At 37.9% G+C, this 16,813-nt stretch carries 16 protein-coding genes and 1 riboswitch; of the genes, 14 read left to right on the top strand and 2 right to left on the bottom strand.

Annotated elements, in window-relative coordinates; translation table 11 throughout:
- The first annotated feature begins 95 nt into the window (after positions 1 to 95).
- From AC3WJG_RS09420 to AC3WJG_RS09410, 3 genes are all read left to right on the top strand, one after another.
- Positions 96 to 1,613, top strand: coding sequence for a carboxypeptidase M32 (locus AC3WJG_RS09420; RefSeq protein WP_060746046.1), 1,518 nt, complete (start codon positions 96 to 98; stop codon positions 1,611 to 1,613).
- 97 nt (positions 1,614 to 1,710) lie between these two features.
- A riboswitch (purine riboswitch) is annotated at positions 1,711 to 1,812 on the top strand.
- 103 nt (positions 1,813 to 1,915) lie between these two features.
- Positions 1,916 to 2,509, top strand: coding sequence for a xanthine phosphoribosyltransferase (locus tag AC3WJG_RS09415; protein ID WP_028408002.1), 594 nt, complete (start codon positions 1,916 to 1,918; stop codon positions 2,507 to 2,509).
- 1 nt (position 2,510) lies between these two features.
- Positions 2,511 to 3,821 carry a nucleobase:cation symporter-2 family protein gene (locus tag AC3WJG_RS09410; protein ID WP_028408003.1) on the top strand — a complete coding sequence of 437 codons (1,311 nt, stop codon included), beginning with the start codon at positions 2,511 to 2,513 and terminating at the stop codon, positions 3,819 to 3,821.
- A 107-nt stretch (positions 3,822 to 3,928) separates the two neighbouring features.
- Here AC3WJG_RS09410 and AC3WJG_RS09405 read toward each other — a convergent pair whose 3' ends face one another.
- Positions 3,929 to 4,789, bottom strand: a complete 861-nt coding sequence (locus tag AC3WJG_RS09405; protein ID WP_060746045.1) for a LysR family transcriptional regulator — start codon at positions 4,787 to 4,789, stop codon at positions 3,929 to 3,931.
- 130 nt (positions 4,790 to 4,919) lie between these two features.
- Between AC3WJG_RS09405 and AC3WJG_RS09400 the strand changes: the two genes are divergently transcribed.
- The 10 genes from AC3WJG_RS09400 (at position 4,920) to AC3WJG_RS09355 (ending at position 15,526) form a co-directional block, all read left to right on the top strand.
- The gene (locus AC3WJG_RS09400) at positions 4,920 to 6,344 is read left to right on the top strand and encodes an NAD-dependent succinate-semialdehyde dehydrogenase (protein WP_028408005.1); all 1,425 of its coding nucleotides are present in this window, start codon (positions 4,920 to 4,922) and stop codon (positions 6,342 to 6,344) included.
- Between the two features lie 392 nt (positions 6,345 to 6,736).
- Positions 6,737 to 7,279 carry a GNAT family N-acetyltransferase gene (locus AC3WJG_RS09395; protein ID WP_013056162.1) on the top strand — a complete coding sequence of 181 codons (543 nt, stop codon included), beginning with the start codon at positions 6,737 to 6,739 and terminating at the stop codon, positions 7,277 to 7,279.
- A 224-nt stretch (positions 7,280 to 7,503) separates the two neighbouring features.
- The gene (locus AC3WJG_RS09390; RefSeq protein WP_098248333.1) at positions 7,504 to 8,589 is read left to right on the top strand and encodes a type III polyketide synthase; all 1,086 of its coding nucleotides are present in this window, start codon (positions 7,504 to 7,506) and stop codon (positions 8,587 to 8,589) included.
- Positions 8,590 to 8,594: 5 nt separating this feature from the next.
- Entirely contained in the window at positions 8,595 to 9,152 is a 558-nt protein-coding gene (locus AC3WJG_RS09385; RefSeq protein WP_060746042.1) for an isoprenylcysteine carboxyl methyltransferase family protein, read from the top strand.
- A 374-nt stretch (positions 9,153 to 9,526) separates the two neighbouring features.
- Positions 9,527 to 13,144 (top strand): dynamin family protein, encoded by a 3,618-nt coding sequence (locus AC3WJG_RS09380; protein WP_221840290.1) that lies wholly within the window; start codon positions 9,527 to 9,529, stop codon positions 13,142 to 13,144.
- Between the two features lie 5 nt (positions 13,145 to 13,149).
- Positions 13,150 to 13,923, top strand: coding sequence for a nucleotidyltransferase domain-containing protein (locus AC3WJG_RS09375; protein ID WP_098248331.1), 774 nt, complete (start codon positions 13,150 to 13,152; stop codon positions 13,921 to 13,923).
- A complete protein-coding gene (locus AC3WJG_RS09370; protein ID WP_013082381.1) occupies positions 13,920 to 14,177 on the top strand; it encodes a DUF2533 family protein in 258 nt (85 codons plus the stop codon). The genes AC3WJG_RS09375 and AC3WJG_RS09370 overlap by 4 nt, the downstream gene beginning before the upstream one ends.
- Before the next feature lie 105 nt (positions 14,178 to 14,282).
- Positions 14,283 to 14,597 (top strand): hypothetical protein, encoded by a 315-nt coding sequence (locus AC3WJG_RS09365; protein WP_013056168.1) that lies wholly within the window; start codon positions 14,283 to 14,285, stop codon positions 14,595 to 14,597.
- Positions 14,598 to 14,727: 130 nt separating this feature from the next.
- On the top strand, positions 14,728 to 15,189 hold the full coding sequence (locus AC3WJG_RS09360) for a divergent PAP2 family protein (protein WP_013056169.1): 462 nt from the start codon (positions 14,728 to 14,730) through the stop codon (positions 15,187 to 15,189).
- 61 nt (positions 15,190 to 15,250) lie between these two features.
- A complete protein-coding gene (locus AC3WJG_RS09355) occupies positions 15,251 to 15,526 on the top strand; it encodes a DUF6123 family protein (RefSeq protein WP_028408009.1) in 276 nt (91 codons plus the stop codon).
- 6 nt (positions 15,527 to 15,532) lie between these two features.
- On the opposite strand, the gene AC3WJG_RS09350 is transcribed toward AC3WJG_RS09355, so the two are convergent.
- A complete protein-coding gene (locus AC3WJG_RS09350) occupies positions 15,533 to 15,931 on the bottom strand; it encodes a reverse transcriptase-like protein (protein ID WP_016763502.1) in 399 nt (132 codons plus the stop codon).
- 219 nt (positions 15,932 to 16,150) lie between these two features.
- On the opposite strand from AC3WJG_RS09350, the gene AC3WJG_RS09345 reads away from it, so the two are divergent.
- Positions 16,151 to 16,804: a ribonuclease H family protein gene (locus tag AC3WJG_RS09345; protein ID WP_060746039.1), complete on the top strand. Its 654-nt coding sequence runs from the start codon at positions 16,151 to 16,153 to the stop codon at positions 16,802 to 16,804.
- The last annotated feature ends 9 nt before the right edge of the window (positions 16,805 to 16,813 follow it).

The following is a 16,813-nucleotide window of genomic DNA, read 5'->3' as shown; positions in this document are numbered from 1 at the left end:
TACGTATAATAGATTGAATATTCAGTTATATACACGCCGTTACTATTATGATAAAATAATTTATGGTGAAATAAGGAAAGTAAGGAGGAAAAACAATGAGAGAAGACATACAGAAAATTGAGAAACAGTTTTATGAATACATGAATAAAATCAAAAGTTATCACGAGGCAATCGGAGTGATGTACTGGGATTTGAGGACGGGTGCTCCAAAAAAAGGGGCGGATCAGCGTTCTGAAGTTATTGGCATGATGTCATCAGAAGCGTTCAATCTTTCGGTTTCTGATGAAATGGCAGGTTTTATTGAGAAATTAACGAACCCTGAGTCACAGCCTTACATAAACGATATTACGAAAAAAGCAGTGGAAGAATGTAAAAAAGAATATGACTTAAATAAAAAGATTCCTCCGCATGAATATAAAGAATACGTTACATTAACTTCAAAAGCTGAGTCGGTTTGGGAAGACGCAAAAGAAAAAGCAGATTTTGCTTTATTTCAACCGTATCTCGAAAAAATTGTAGCGTTCAATCAGAAGTTTGTGGAGTATTGGGGGTATGAAGGAAACAAATATAATCGTTTATTAGACCTTTTTGAACCGGGGATGACGGTTGAAATCTTAGACGAGGTATTTGGAAAGCTACGGAAGCATATTGTGCCTCTTGTTCAGCGAATCGCCGGGTCGAATACAAAGCCAAATACGGAATTTTTATTCCGTACTTTCCCAAAAGAAGCGCAAAAGCAATTTAGTCTAGACGTGTTAAAAACGCTTGGCTATGATTTTGAAGCGGGGCGACTTGATGAAACAGTCCATCCTTTTGCTACTGGTTTAAACCCGGGAGATGTGCGCATCACGACTAAATATGCCGAAAACGATTTTCGAACGGCTATTTTTGGAACAATTCACGAATGCGGCCATGCTTTATATGAGCAGAATATTTCAAAGGATCTTGTCGGTACAGTTCTATGTGAAGGTACTTCAATGGGAATTCATGAATCACAGTCACTGTTTTTTGAGCAGTTTGTCGGTAAAAATAAGGCATTCTGGCAGCATCATTACGACGTACTAAAAAAGCATGCGCCGGGACAATTTGACGATGTAGATTTAGAAGATTTTTACCGAGGAGTAAATGAGGCGAAACCGTCTCTTATTCGTATTGAAGCAGATGAGTTAACGTATCCTCTTCATATTATGATTCGCTATGAGATTGAAAAAGGATTAATAAACGGAGAATATAAAGTTGCAGATTTACCGGAAATTTGGAATGAGAAATACGAAGAATATTTAGGAGTTCGTCCAAGTCACGATGGAGAAGGCGTGCTTCAGGATGTACACTGGGCCGGAGGAAGCTTTGGGTACTTCCCTTCCTATGCTCTTGGCTATATGTACGCAGCGCAGTTTAAGCATACCATGTTAAAAGACTTGCCTAATTATGATGAACTTCTTGAAAAAGGAGAAATTTCGCCGATTACAAATTGGCTAACAGAACATATTCATCAGTACGGAAAAATGAAAAAGCCTCTTGAAATTTTAAACGATGTAACGGGAGAAGGCTTAAACGTAGATTATTTAATTCAATATCTAGAAAAGAAATATGGAGAAATTTATCACGTATAAAAAGCGCTATAACCGAATATTATGTTTTGTATCGCAAGTAAATGTTCGAAAATATCGCTTTTAGATATTTTCAAATAAAAGATTTGCTGATATAATACAATTAACTCAATAACGCACTCATATAATGACGAGAATAAGGCTCGTAAGTATCTACCAAACTACCGTAAATAGTTTGACTATGGGTGAGCGATGAAGTTTGTTTTTCACTTTTGTGCGTAACAGCTCAAGGACATTGCTCTACTCATATACGAGTGCAGCTATGTTTTTGAGCTTTTTTAATACAAACGTTGGAGGAACGAACTATGAAAGCTTTGCAAAACAAAATTTTAACAGATGGTATCGTATTATCGGACACGGTTTTAAAAGTAGACACATTTTTAAACCACCAAATGGATCCTGTATTAATGAAAGAAATTGGAGAAGAATTCGCTTCACGTTTTGAAGATGCAGGAATTACGAAGATTTTAACGATTGAATCATCAGGAATTGCTCCAGCGATTATGACCGCATTGAAGCTAAACGTTGAGATGGTGTTTGCCAGAAAAAGAAAATCTTTAACACTTCAAGACGGACTCATTACATCAAAAGTATATTCATTTACAAAAAAAGAAGAAAATGAAATTTCAGTTGCTGATAAATTTATTCGAGAAGATGACGTGATTTTAATTATTGATGATTTTTTAGCAAACGGCCAAGCTGCATTCGGCTTGATGGATATCGTACAAAAAGCAGGTGCTAAAGTAGGCGGCATTGGGATTGTTATTGAAAAAGCGTTCCAAGATGGAGGAAAACAAATTCGTAAATCAGGCGTTAAAGTAGAATCATTAGCACGCATTCAGTCTTTATCAAATGGTAAAGTTACATTTGCTGAAGATAAACCAACAGTGGAGGTTTAATATGAATAAAGGAAAAGTCTTTTCACTTGGTTTACAGCATGTTTTAGCTATGTACGGAGGTGCGATTGTTGTTCCGCTTATTGTTGGAGGAGCCATTGGCTTGACTCAGCAGCAGCTTACGTATTTAGTGGCGATTGACTTATTTATGTGTGGTGTGGCAACTCTGCTGCAAGTATGGAAAAATCGTTTTTTTGGAATTGGTCTTCCAGTTGTATTAGGGTGTACGTTTACTGCAGTAGGACCTATGATTTCAATTGGAGGTTCTTACGGCGTTTCTTCCATATATGGTTCTATTATCGTCGCTGGTTTACTCATTGTCCTTCTTTCTGCTTTTTTAGGTAAATTGGTTAAGTTTTTCCCTCCTTTAGTTACGGGCTCGGTTGTAACGATTATTGGAATTACGTTAATTCCTGTAGCGATTAAAGATTTAGCCGGAGGAGAAGGAAGTAAAGATTTTGGCAGCTTGAGCAATTTAGGTTTAGGTTTTGGCGTTTTGCTATTAATTATTGTTCTGTATCGATTTACAAAAGGATTTATGCGCTCCGTCTCTGTGTTATTAGGATTAGTTGTTGGAACAATCGCAGCTTCTTTTATGGGAAAAGTAGATTTTTCCGGCGTAAAAGAAGAAGCGTGGGTTCATATGCCACATGTTTTGTACTTTGGGATGCCAACTTTTAATATTATGGCCATTCTGACAATGTTCCTTGTTTTACTTGTTGGTATTGTCGAGTCAACAGGCGTTTATTTTGCTGTTAGTGATATTTGTAAAAAAGAAGTGGATGAAAAAGATTTATCTAAAGGCTATCGTGCAGAAGGACTGGCGATTTTATTAGGCGGATTTTTTAACGCATTTCCTTATACAGCGTATTCTCAAAATGTAGGACTTTTACAATTGTCAGGTGTTCGCACAAGAAATGTTATATTTGCAGCGAGTGGAATTTTAATCGTTTTGGGTTTTCTACCTAAAATCGCAGCCGTGACGACGGTTATCCCGAGCTCTGTCCTTGGTGGAGCAATGGTAGCTATGTTTGGAATGGTAATCTCTTCAGGTATTAAAATCCTTAGTCAAGTTGATTTAGCAAAACAAGAAAACCTTCTTGTGATTGCATGTTCGGTTGGCATGGGTCTAGGGGTGACGGTTGTACCTGAACTCTTCAAAAACTTACCAGATAGTCTTCAAGTTCTTACTGGAAGCGGTATTGTAATGGGGAGTTTTACAGCAATCTTTTTAAATATTGTCTTTAATATGATGAAATCACCACGTACGCAAGTTGCAGAAACAAAGTTAACAAATGAAGTAGTATCGAAATAAAAAGAGGCTAGGACAAAAATATTTTAGTTGAGAAGATCCGAACGATTAATCGTTCGGATCTTTTCATTGTAATGGGGAACATAGGCCTAATTTGTTCGTTTTTCCTATTAAGACCGTGTTTTGAAAAACAGTGTATAAAGCATTTTTCCCACATCAGGGTTTTTTGCCACTAATGAAATTTCTCTTTTGAATTTGAAGTCTGTAATGGGTAACGCTTTAATGGTTGAGCTTTGTAAATGGCGCATAAAAATTTCAGGCAGAATTGAAATACCTAAATTAGCTGAAATAAATCCCATAATACTTTGCGCAAATTCAATTTCATTGGCAATGGAAATTTTTAAGTTATGACGATTGTACGCTTTTTCTACTAGTGTCCGAACATCGCACCCTGGCGGGAGAACTACAATGGGTTCTTCTTTAAAATCTTTAAATGATACGCTTTCTTTTTCGGCTAACGGGTGCTGATCATTCACAAATAAATAAAAATCTTCTTTGAATAATAGTTTTGACCAGTAAGTATGTTGAACCTCTCGATCATCAAATAAAGCCCCATCAATTTGATTGCTTTCTAACTGCTCTAACAAATCATAATAGTGATGCGAGGTTTTTATATCAATATGGCGATTGTGATCTTTAGCAGAAGCCAGTTGATAAGGTAAGTAAAAAGCAGCCATACTCTGCCACGTTCCGATAGTTAAATCACAAGCTTCTTGCGTAGACACTAATTTTTTTTGAAGAGCATGAACGCTTGATAGTATGGATTCACCTTCTTGTAAAAGAATTTCACCTGCTGAGGTTAATTCTACTCCTGTAGCGGAGCGAATAAATAATGTTACCCCTAAATCTTCTTCTAGTTTTCTCATTTGCTTACTGAGCGCGGGCTGCGTCATATGCAGCTGTTCGCTTGCTTTGCTTAAGCTTTTTGTTTTGGCTGTTTCAATAAAAGACTCAAGCCATTCTGTTTTCATATTTATCACCTATAACCTTTTGTTATACCCATAGTATAGAAGGGAAGTTCTCATAAATCAATGAAGATGCTAGTGTATATAGTGTAGTTAACACAGCACAAAGAAATTCACACAACTAGGAGGATGAATGATGTATCCAAACAAACTATATATTAACGGTGAATGGACAACAACAGAAGAGAAAATTGATGTAGTCAATCCAGCAACAAAAGAAGTAATAGGACAAATTCCAAAGGCAGGCGCAAAGGAAGCAGCACTTGCCGCTGATGCAGCGGCTGCAGCTTTTAAAACATGGTCGAAAAGAACCGCTCAAGAGCGCAGTGCTATTTTAATGAGATGGCATCAACTAATTGAAAATCATAAAGATGAACTAGCAGAAATTATGACAACGGAACAAGGCAAACCATTTGCAGAAGCAAAAGGTGAAGTGCAGTATGGCAATGATTATATTGCTTGGTTTGCTGAAGAAGGAAAGCGTGTATACGGTGAAACGATTCCAGCTCATCATACACATAAACGTATTACGGTTAAAAAACAGCCTGTTGGCGTTGTAGCAGCTATTACACCATGGAACTTCCCTGCAGCAATGATTACGCGTAAAGTGGCCCCAGCTCTTGCAGCAGGATGTACAATTGTTCTAAAACCATCTGAAGAAACACCATTTACAGCATATCGTTTAGTAGAGCTCGCAGAAGAAGCTGGAGTTCCAAAAGGTGTGATCAATGTTGTTACTGGAGATGCAGCAGCTATTGGTGACACATGGCAAAAAGACGGACGTATCCGAAAATTAACATTTACTGGTTCAACAGCGGTTGGCAAACATTTAATGCGCGGTGCTGCTGATACTGTGAAAAAATTATCGCTGGAATTAGGCGGTCACGCACCGTTTATCGTAACAGAAAATGCAGATTTAGACGCTGCTGTAAACGGCGTAATTGCTTCTAAGTTCGTAAACGCAGGTCAAACGTGCATCTGCACAAACCGCGTATATGTACAAGAATCCATTGCAGATGCTTTTGTTGAAAAATTTGCAGCAAAAGCGGCGGAATTAACAGTAGGAAATGGATTAGAAGAAGGTACACAAGTTGGACCGTTAATTAACGATAAAGCGGTTGAGAAAGTAAAAGCACAAATTGCGGATGCAAAAAGTAAAGGAGCTAAAGTTGTGGTTGGCGGACAAGCTATAACAACTAAAAACGGTTTCTTTATGGAGCCGACAATTATTACAAATGTAACTGATGACATGAATTGCATGTTTGAAGAAACGTTTGGACCATTGGCACCTGTAGCAACATTCAAAACAGTAGAAGAAGCCGTAGAACGAGCAAACAATAGCCCTTATGGTTTAGCCGCTTACGTATTTACAGAAAACATTAAGGAAGCAACGTTTGTATCTGAAGAGTTAGAATACGGCATTGTAGGAGTAAATGATGGCTCTCCATCTGCAGCTCAAGCTCCATTCGGCGGCTTTAAAGAAAGTGGTCTTGGACGCGAAGGAAGTCATTACGGCATTGAAGATTATTTAGAAGTAAAATATATCTCCATGGGACTTTAATCAAAAGCAGAGGGACAAAAATATTTTAGTCGAAGTGAAATACGAACTAGCAACTAATAATCAAAATGATTGGTTGTTAGTTCGTATTTTTTTGTTGTTAAGGTGGACGTAACTTTCAGGTGTTTCGTTGTGTCCTAGCTTTTTTTATGCACTTTTGTAAAGAAAATTTGGAATAATAGTTCTTTAGCGCAATTAATTGCATTTCTAGGGTGTCTGTGCAAGAATAAATATTTCAAAAATGGTTTAGCTTTGTTTAAAGCGTGGGTAATACAACAAATGCACATGATTGCTTGTTAGATGAAATGAAAAGCAGAACTTTACCACTGATAAATTACGCAAGCTAGAACCAAAATAGTAGTACTGAATGGTGAAAAATATAGGAGTTGATATAGATGATTACAGCAGAGAAAAACATAGTGAAATTTAAAGCAAAAGACGGACGTGAAGTCACTATTCGCCCTGCGCAGGCAAGCGATGCAGAGCATATTACAACAGCGGTAAGAGAAATTATTGAAGCCGGTGAATTTATTCAAAAAGATGAGCCGCGCACAGTCCAAGAAGAGCAAGATTTTATTGCATCAGTAGAAAAGAACAATCACATGTACGTTGTAGCTGAAGTCGAAGGTGAAGTTCTTGGAATTGCACGTGTTCTTAGAGGCGAAATTAAAATGAAGCGCCACACGGGGCTCTTCCGTACATGGCTTATTTCAAAAGCACAGGGAATGGGAATAGGAAAACAATTTATGAATTATACGCTAAACTGGTGCAAAGAAAATAATCTTCATAAACTTTCTTTAACTGTGTTTGCTTCGAATAAAGTGGCATACGAATTGTATAAAAAGGTAGGATTTGAACAAGAAGGCGTTATGAAAGAACAAGCTTATTTCAACAATGAATATGTAGATGAAATCTATATGTCCATTTTCTTTTCATAAAAAATAAGCACTTATTTTCGTCAATCCATAAATTGTATCTGTACATTCAGATTATTTGCGCTATAATAAAAGTGCACAACAAACATACACTTCTTCAAAACGTAGACTTTCCTGAGTTACAGGAAAGTTTTTTTATGTTTCGCCTCCATTCCACTAAAAAAGCATTGAATAAATCCCCAGCTATTACAAATGTTAAATGTAACGCAATCAAAGAGGTGAAGTGTATGCCAAAGATTATCTCAGTTGGATTTGGAGTTCCCCCCTATGAATTAACTCAGCAAGACACGCTGCTATTTGCAAAAGAACTTTTTTCCGAATCGTTTAAAGATATTAATCGTCTGCTAACCGTTTTTCAAAATGGTCAAATTGAGAAACGTAATTTTGCCAAAGACTTATCTTGGTTTCAAGAAGACCATACATTTGAAGAAAAAAATGATGCTTTTATAGAATCTGCTGTTGAATTAGGTACAAAAGCAATTGAAGACTGCTTAACAAATAAGAACTATGTAAGTACCCCTTTGCCATGTGGAGAAATTGAGGCTATTTTTTATGTTTCAACAAGCGGTTTAGCTACGCCTAGCATTGAAGCACGAATTATGAATAAGCTTGCGTTCTCAGACCACACAAAACGAATTCCTATTTGGGGATTAGGGTGTGCTGGAGGAGCGTCTGGGCTTTCAAGAGCTTATGAGTATTGCAAAGCCTTTCCGCGTGCTAAAGTCCTTGTTTTATCCATTGAGCTTTGCAGTTTAACTTTTCAGCGAAATGATCGTTCAAAAAGCAACTTAATCGGTACGTCTTTATTTGCAGATGGAGTAGCGGCTGCTTTAGTCGCAGGTGACGAAGCTGATACCACTTTTGCCCTTGCAAAAAGCTATCCTTACATTTTACATACACAATCGACACTCATGCCCAATTCAGAAGATGTAATGGGGTGGGAGATCAAAAATGATGGACTATTTGTTGTCTTTTCAAAAGATATTCCCACGATTATCGATTCGTGGTTAGGCGGAGAAGTTGAGTCATTTTTACAAACACAGCATTTGACCAGTCGGGATTTAAAGCATTTTGTTGCTCATCCTGGAGGGAAAAAAGTGCTTGAAGCATATGTATCAACGCTGTCGCTAAACGAAAATATGATTGCTGATTCCCTAGATGTACTTAAAAACCATGGAAACATGTCTTCCGCAACCGTTTTGTATGTATTAGACCGCTTTATGAAGAAAGAAATTTCGAGTGAAGAATACGGTTTATTAACAGCTCTTGGCCCTGGATTTAGTTCTGAAATGCTTCTATTAGAGTGGAGGTAAAGCGATTGTTTTTTTATAGCTTTTTTGTATTTATTATCTTACAGCGTCTATGTGAATTGGTTATTGCCAAAAGAAATGAAGCTTGGATGAAGAAGCAGGGAGCATACGAAGCTGGTCAAAGTCACTACAAATGGATGGTAAGCATGCATGCCGCTTTTTTTGCTGCTCTTTTTACGGAAGTGTATGTATTAAACGATGGAATGTATCACTTTTCTTTTTTGTTGTTTAGCTTTTTTGCGCTTGTGCAACTTGCAAGAATATGGGCTATTTCTTCGTTAGGAAAGTATTGGAATACAAAAATTATCGTTTTGCCTAATGCGAAGGTTGTGCTAAGAGGTCCTTATCGTTTTATGAAGCACCCTAACTATACGGTAGTAGCGGCAGAATTGGTGTTAGTTCCGCTTATGTTTCAGGCATACTGGACGTTAGCTATTTTTTCTGTTTTCAATTTGTGTATATTAGCTGTTAGAATTCCCTTAGAAGAGCAAGCGTTAACGAATGAAACAAATTACGGCGAAGTGATGCAAAACAGGGGACGTTTCTTTCCTGTAAAAAAATCTTAAAACTAATTGAAAATGATTATCTTTCATGATAAGATGAAACAAATGATAAAGATTATCAATTTCATCAAGTAGAAACGGTGGTGGACGTAATGGTTAGTCTTTTTGTGATCGGAGCTCTTGCTACATATGTTGGCGTCACAACGTATGTAATGAAAAATATTGAAAAAGCCCAAAAGGCGTAACATACATGCGATGAATAAAAAAAGCTGTCAAATTATTGACAGCTTTTTTTATTGTTTTTGTAACTAAAAATTCAGTTTTTTATGGGAAAACGCATGCGAATCAAGTAAAATAGAGAAAGAATAAGCAGAAATGAAGCTGGATAGAGAACATTTAAATACAGTCTTGAATGAGGCAAAAGGGGTAGAGTAATAATGGGTAAAGTGAGTGTGAAACATCAAGAAAATCTCCGATTGGAAGCATCTCTTTTTCATTTACATAAGCAATTTCAAGCAGCTGGAGATGAACAGCAGGCAGCAAAAGCAATACAGCTGTTAAAAAAGTGGGTGAACGGTGAATTTGTTGTAGCTTTTTGCGGACATTTTTCGGCTGGAAAATCGAGCATGATTAACGAATTAATGGGGCAAGCAATTTTGCCTGCAAGTCCTATTCCAACAAGCGCAAACTTAGTATCAGTAAAAGCTGGGGATGAGCATGCAACCGTTTATTACCGCAAACAGCCGCCGGTGCGTTATGAAGCGCCTTATGAGTATGAGCAAATTAAGCAGTTTGCTGTCGATGGAGATGAAGTAGAGTCCATTCATTTATCGATAGATACAGATGCTATTCCTAAAAATGTTGTGGTGATGGACACACCGGGAATTGATTCAACAGATGATGCGCATCGTGTATCGACCGAGTCAGCTCTTCACTTAGCGGACGTTATTTTCTACGTGATGGATTATAATCATGTGCAGGCAGAATTAAATCTTCAATTTGCAAAACAGCTGCAAGAAGCTAATAAAACGCTTTATTTAATTGTAAATCAAATCGATAAACACCAAGAAGATCAGCTAACATTTCAAGCATTTAAAGAATCTGTAGAAACGTCATTTTTAAAGTGGAATGTGAGACCAGAAGGAATCTTCTATACGTCGTTAAAAGAGCCAACCAACCGTCATAACGACCTTTCGTACGTAAAATCTCTATTACTTGCTATGATGACGGAAAAAGAAAACCGACATCAGCATATTCAACATGCGATGCAAATGGTAATTGACGATCACCTTGCCTTTATTGAAGACCAAGAAGAAGAAAAGTTAACGATTCATGACGATCTGCGCCATAAGCTGACGCTTGAGAACCATGAAATCAATAAGCAGCAAAAAGAGCAGCTTCTCGAAAAAGAAGCGGAAATGAGGTGGGCTGAAAAGCAGCTAGCAGAAACGTACCAACAAGAAACAGGTAAGATACTAAGCAACGCCAATTTGACACCATATGAAATGAGAGAAAAAGCTAGGCTGTTTTTAGAAACGACAAAGCCTGATTTTAAAGTGGGTCTTTTATTTGCTAAGAAAAAGACCGAGGAAGTAAAAAAAGAGCGGCTGACGTTATTTTTTGATGATATGAAAGAACGTGCAGCTTCTCAGCTGCAGTGGCACTTGCAGCAATATGTGCAAGAGCTGGTGAAAAATCAAAATCTTACCGACCCGGATCTTATACGCCAGGTTCAGCAGTTTGAAATTCCGTTAGAGCCGCATGATTTAATTGAAACGGTAAAGGCAGGAGCTACAATTAATGGTGATTATGTTTTAACGTACGCAAAAGATGTAGCCGATCATATTAAGAAAAAAGCGACGCGATTATTATATGAGCTTTATGCGCAAATTGAACAAAGCAAAATGGAGCAAGATGAAGTAAAGCGTGAAAAAATTTATCAGCACTTGCAGGAATGTGAAGCATTTGAAGAAGCGTATACATCTCTTCAGGAAATGAAAGCAAAATTGGCACGTACAAAAGCTTTGCTTCAATCTTTACAGCAAACTGATGACGACCTAACGGCAGAAGATGCGAACGAGTTGTCATATATGTTACAAGAAGAATATGAAACGGGCATCATGAAAGCTGAAGAAAAGCATGAAGCCGTGAGTGAGCAGCAGTTAGTTTCAGAGCCTGAGGAAGCTGCGCATGAAACAGGAACAGAAAGGGTTCTTCAAGATGTATCAGCTGTTCTCGAACAGCTCCGTTCATTTGGAAAGTTAGACCGCTTTATTAACAGGCTTCAAGAAAAGCGTAAAAAGCTATCAAATCAAACGTTTACCGTAGCTTTATTCGGGGCGTTCAGTGCCGGTAAGTCATCTTTTGCTAATGCGTTGATTGGAGAAAGATTACTTCCTGTATCTCCGAACCCAACAACAGCAACCATCAATAAAATTATGCCTCCAACAGAAAAACGGCCGCATAAAACAGCTGTTGTGCAAATGAAAACAAACGAGCAGATGATCCAAGATTTAAATGGTGCACTTAAGCTGTTTCATCATGAAGTAGAATCAATTGACGAAGCGCTAACAATTATTCCAACCCTGAAGGCAACAGAAGAGCTGCAGCTGCATTTGTCGTTTTTACAGGCAGTAGAAAAAGGCTACGGCGAAGTCAAGCAGCATATCGGTTCAGAAGTAGTAGTGGATACGGAAGGATTTCATGATTATGTAGCCAAAGAAGAAAAAGCGTGCTTTGTTCAATTTATTAACCTGTATTATGACTGTGAATTTACTCGCTTAGGCATTACGCTCGTTGATACACCCGGAGCGGATTCAATCAATGCGAGGCACACGGGAGTAGCGTTTGAGTATATCAAAAATGCAGATGCCATTTTATTTGTAACGTATTATAATCATGCGTTTTCAAAAGCTGACCGCGAATTTCTTATTCAGCTTGGCCGTGTAAAAGATGTATTTGCGCTTGATAAAATGTTTTTCTTAGTAAATGCAGCGGACCTAGCCAGCTCGGATACAGAGCTGCAGTTAGTTCAGACGTACGTAAAAGAGCAGCTTGAACAGTATGGTATACGCTTTCCGCGCTTATACCCGGTATCAAGCTTACAGGCTTTGCAAAACCACGAGGATAAAATGTTTCTGCCATTCAAAAATGCGTTTTACCGCTTCATAAATTATGAATTACCAGAGCTTGCTATCCAAAGTGTTTATGCAGATTTCGAACAAATTTTAGCAGTTGCCAATGAAATGAAACAGGTGCAAACAAAATCAGAAGTGGATAAAAAGCGATACATTCAATCTCTTCACATAAAGAATGAGCAGGTAGCAGCAAAACTGCATGAAATTCATTTTGAATATGAACAACAGCAGTTTGACCGAGAATTAGAAGAGCTTTTATTTTATGTGAAAAAACGTCTGTTTGTGAGGTACGATGACTTCTTTAAAGAAGCCTTCAGTCCGGCAAACTTAAGGGATGATCGAGGTGAAAAGCAAAAGCAGCTGCGCCTGTGTTTGCAGGAGTTATTAACGTCTATTGCCTTTGACGCAACGCAAGAAGTGCGTGCGACCACTTTGCGAATCGAAAAATACATCGTAAAATTAATCGAAGACTGGCATCGAATGATCATTACAAAGCTCCAGCGCTATGAACCGACGTTTACTCCAACGTTGAACTCGTTAGAGCCTCCAAATGGCAGTGAAGTTGTGACAAGTCATCAATTTGATGAGAATGAATCGTATCAAAAAGAGCTTTCACTGTATAAAAACAATAAAAGCTTTTTTGAAAAAAATGAGAAAGCAAAGCTTCACGCTGCTTTACTAGAACGTATTAAGCCAGAGGTTAATCACTACATTGCGAAAGAAGAAGCCGCTCTTCATTCACACTATACCCATTTAGTGAATCAGTACGTTTTAGCGCATAAACAGTCTGTGTCTGAAGAATGGTATGATTATTACAAACAGCTGCAAGCAGCCGTGTCTGAAGAATTTCCAATTCAAGAATTGGTAAGTACAATGACGGTGTTAGAACATGTATTGGAGGAAAGAAAGGGTCATTAATTTTTATGTCTACACACATAAATCAACGTTTACAGGAAATTGAAAAAGAATATAATGTGGAAATTTTGTTTGCATGTGAATCAGGCAGCCGTGCTTACGGACTCGACACGTCAATGAGTGATTTTGACGTTCGCTTTATATACAAATATAAAGCGTCACGCTATCTTCATCTCAATAGACCTCAGGAGGTCATTAATGTAGCAGAAGGCAATTATGATATGCAAGGGTGGGATTTGTACAAAACCATTTATTTGTTTGCAAAATCAAACCCTTCGCTTTATGAGTGGCTATGGTCGCCTCTTGTTTATTATCAGAAGCCATCGTTTGCTGAGCCACTGCGGCAAATGATGGCTCAATCATATTCCTTAAAAGCATTGGGATATCATTATTTTAAAATTTTAACGATAAATAGTAAAAGAAATCTGACATCTTCTGTTACAATAGAGGATATAAAAGTGATGCTTCAACTGATTCGTGCATTTTTATCACTGAAAGTAGTAGTAAAGCAGCGCAGTTTCCCTGTTATTTTATTTGCCGATTTATGTAAGCAGGCAAATCTCGACGATAGGCAGCAATCCATCATTGAGCAATTTGTACAGTGCAAGATAAGCCGGAAAGTTGCTTTTAATGAAAAGATGAAAAACTTTTTAGACAGCATTAAGAAAGAAGCTGCAGCGATAGAAAAAAGCTTAAAAGAATTACCGGAAAAGCAAATCAGTTATGAGGACATTAACTTATTTTTACTAACTCAGCATAATATAATGGAGGAACGAACATGAGTGTACATAAAGAAATTTCAGCCCATTCTAAAAAACAACACGAATTAGTACGTGCTTTTGCCAGCTTAGAAGCTCGACGCGAGCAAGCTATTGAAGCAGCTGTGCTTTTGTGTAAAGAAGGGAAACCCTTTTCTGTAGATGGTATTAATGCTGTAACAGCAGAAATTAATGAACTGTCTCAAAAATATACCATCATTCCAGGCCGTAAAGTAGTGACAGAAGAAATGGTTAAAGAGTACGTAGCAAGAATATAAACGTGCTAAGCTCTGGTGTTTTTACCTTAATTTGAACAGGATATGACGTACCGCTTGATCCATACTAATAGTGTACCAACGAGGTACAAATAGGAGGAGATAGCGATGGGTCGTCAAAAATTAGGTAATAAAAATGCGCAAGCGAATAACAATGCAAAGCATAATTATAACCAAGAGTTCTCTTCTGAGTTTAAAGCAAATCAGGCTCAAAAAGCAAAGCGTGCAAAAAGTGCAAATGACACTTATGCTGGGGAGTTTGCTTCTGAGTTCAACGTGCAACAAAACCAAAACAATTCTGTTAACAAGAAGTTAGAAGCTAATAAAAGTGCAAATAATCAATATGGCCAAGAATTCGGCTCTTATGCTGAAGTTGAATCTGCCAAAATGAATAATGCTGCACAAAAAAAGCGTAAAAAATAACAGAACTGTTTCCAAAAGCGCCGGGATTAGTCTGCTCTGTCAGCAGATTAGCCCAGCGTTTTTTGTTGGGCAATATTTGCTTGGGTACGAGATGTCAATCCATCGCAAACTATAGATGAGGTGAAGCAATATGAATAAAGGAATTGTCATTGCTCTTTCATCAATCGGTTTAGCCCAAGCCTTAAAAATCCCCATTAAAAAGTATCAAACAGGAAAATGGGATATGCGGATGATTGCTGCGTCGGGTGGAATGCCAAGCTCTCATTCAGCCGGCGTATCTTCTTTAGCGACCTATGTAGCGTTAAAAAGAGGTGTTTCTACGATTGATTTTGCGTTAGCATCTGTTTTTGGAATTATTGTGATGTACGATGCACAAGGAATTCGAAGGCAGACTGGCGAAATTACTATTAAAGTGAATACGTTAGATGAAGAAATTGAAAAGCTTGCGGGTCTTCCAGACGGAGGCTTTCACGATTTGACGGAACAGCGCTTGAAAGAAATGCTTGGGCATCAGCCCGAAGAAGTGATTGGCGGAGCCATTTTAGGAGTAGCACTTGGAGCGATTGGCTATTTTTTAGAAGGGAAATCATAGTCAAACAGCCAAAAGTAAGCTAAGATAAAGAAGAACCTTTGCAAAAGGATGGGACGAAAAAGTGACAAAAACAGCTCAAACCGTTGAAGAGTATCTTCTTTATCTTGAAGAAAAAGGCTTTCATTTAGCAGAAGATGCACGTGGATTTATTTCATTTGGTCAGCAGTATACGCGTGCAGCTGACGAGATGGTCATATTTACAATTGAATGGACACTAAAAGTACAAAAAGAATTTGACGGCAGTTTTTTTGTATCGCTCCTCGAGAATTTGACATCACATCGTATTAGCAATCAAAAACAAGCCATTCAATATTTAAAGTCATCAGGTATGATTTAAGCAGGATTACATTCCTGCTTCTTTTTGATTAATGGCTTGTCTTGCCAGCTGATCAGCACCTGCGTTTTGAGAGCTAGGGATCCACTTTATAAAAAATAACTCAAATTGACTGGACAATTTGAGGGCTTCTTCCAGTAAAGGAGCAAACGCTTTATTTTTAACGTATTCTTGGTTCATTGCGCGGTCTACTAGCTGAGAGTCCGTTCGAAAAGATACGCTCGTATACTTTTTTTCTAAACAAATTTTTAATGCATGAAGAAGTGCATGGTACTCTGCTTCATGATTCGTCATTGTCCCAAGAGCAATAGCGTAACGATGATGTTCACCATTTCCTTTAATTAAAATACCAGCTCCAGAAGGACCAGGGTTACCAGCAGTGGCTCCGTCTATATAAACTTCAATCATCATACAGCCTCCTTGTTAAAACAATATAAGCTTAAACCATGTTTTTTCATCAATAGTATTGTATCATAAGTACTTCAGCTATTTTATATTAGCACGTATAAACGCTAAAATCCGCTTATTAGGTAAGAAAACTGTCATGAAAAGACATAATAGAAGATAAAATACAAAAAAGCAGAAAAAGTGTTGAATTCAAAATTGCTGATGAAAGGAATGCTCGTTATGAATTTCCAAATTGAATGGCATTATAAATCCTCGAAACATAAACAGTTAATTTTCACATCCGATTTCACAGATGCGAATGAGGCGCTAATGATTGTGGGTGATTTAGAAAAAACAGGTCGAACGAAGGAAATTTTCCTACTTGATGAGCAACAGCAAAAATGGACTGTAAAAGAAGCGAAAAAGCTCTTACAGGAAGTACAGACAGAGCCTCACGATATTGTGGCATATTTTGACGGAGGCTATGAGCATGATACGCTCTTAGCGGGGCTTGGGGTTGTGATTTATTTTAAACAGAACAACAGCTCTTACCGAATACGACGCAACTCAAGGTTGCAAGAGATTGAATCAAATAATGAGGCAGAGTATGCTGCTTTTTATTATTTGATACAAGAGCTTGAGGAACTTGGTGTTCATCATATACCGGTAACGTTTAGAGGTGACTCTCAGGTTGTATTAAATCAGCTGGCTGGGGAGTGGCCCTGTTTCGAAGAAGAGTTTAATCGGTACTTAGATCGAATAGAAGATAAAATGCAGGAACTTGGTATCCGACCCGTATATGAGCCTATTTCAAGGAAAGAAAATGAAGAGGCCGACCAGCTTGCTACTCAAGCTCTTCAAGGGATACCAATTGCTAGCAGGAAGCAAGTGTAACACACAGAA

Source organism: Priestia sp. FW507-14D1A (assembly GCF_058781295.1).
This window is presented reverse-complemented; position numbering and strand designations above follow the sequence as displayed.

What these genes read in the sequence shown, in the direction of transcription:
- AC3WJG_RS09400 (WP_028408005.1), top strand. Translation starts at nt 4,920, where the DNA reads ATGTATCCAAACAAACTATATATTAACGGTGAATGGACAACAACAGAA.
- AC3WJG_RS09405 (WP_060746045.1), bottom strand. Translation starts at nt 4,789, where the DNA reads ATGAAAACAGAATGGCTTGAGTCTTTTATTGAAACAGCCAAAACAAAA.
- AC3WJG_RS09410 (WP_028408003.1), top strand. Translation starts at nt 2,511, where the DNA reads ATGAATAAAGGAAAAGTCTTTTCACTTGGTTTACAGCATGTTTTAGCT.
- AC3WJG_RS09360 (WP_013056169.1), top strand. Translation starts at nt 14,728, where the DNA reads ATGAATAAAGGAATTGTCATTGCTCTTTCATCAATCGGTTTAGCCCAA.
- AC3WJG_RS09365 (WP_013056168.1), top strand. Translation starts at nt 14,283, where the DNA reads ATGGGTCGTCAAAAATTAGGTAATAAAAATGCGCAAGCGAATAACAAT.
- AC3WJG_RS09345 (WP_060746039.1), top strand. Translation starts at nt 16,151, where the DNA reads ATGAATTTCCAAATTGAATGGCATTATAAATCCTCGAAACATAAACAG.
- AC3WJG_RS09370 (WP_013082381.1), top strand. Translation starts at nt 13,920, where the DNA reads ATGAGTGTACATAAAGAAATTTCAGCCCATTCTAAAAAACAACACGAA.
- AC3WJG_RS09350 (WP_016763502.1), bottom strand. Translation starts at nt 15,931, where the DNA reads ATGATTGAAGTTTATATAGACGGAGCCACTGCTGGTAACCCTGGTCCT.
- AC3WJG_RS09375 (WP_098248331.1), top strand. Translation starts at nt 13,150, where the DNA reads ATGTCTACACACATAAATCAACGTTTACAGGAAATTGAAAAAGAATAT.
- AC3WJG_RS09415 (WP_028408002.1), top strand. Translation starts at nt 1,916, where the DNA reads ATGAAAGCTTTGCAAAACAAAATTTTAACAGATGGTATCGTATTATCG.
- AC3WJG_RS09380 (WP_221840290.1), top strand. Translation starts at nt 9,527, where the DNA reads ATGGGTAAAGTGAGTGTGAAACATCAAGAAAATCTCCGATTGGAAGCA.
- AC3WJG_RS09390 (WP_098248333.1), top strand. Translation starts at nt 7,504, where the DNA reads ATGCCAAAGATTATCTCAGTTGGATTTGGAGTTCCCCCCTATGAATTA.
- AC3WJG_RS09420 (WP_060746046.1), top strand. Translation starts at nt 96, where the DNA reads ATGAGAGAAGACATACAGAAAATTGAGAAACAGTTTTATGAATACATG.
- AC3WJG_RS09395 (WP_013056162.1), top strand. Translation starts at nt 6,737, where the DNA reads ATGATTACAGCAGAGAAAAACATAGTGAAATTTAAAGCAAAAGACGGA.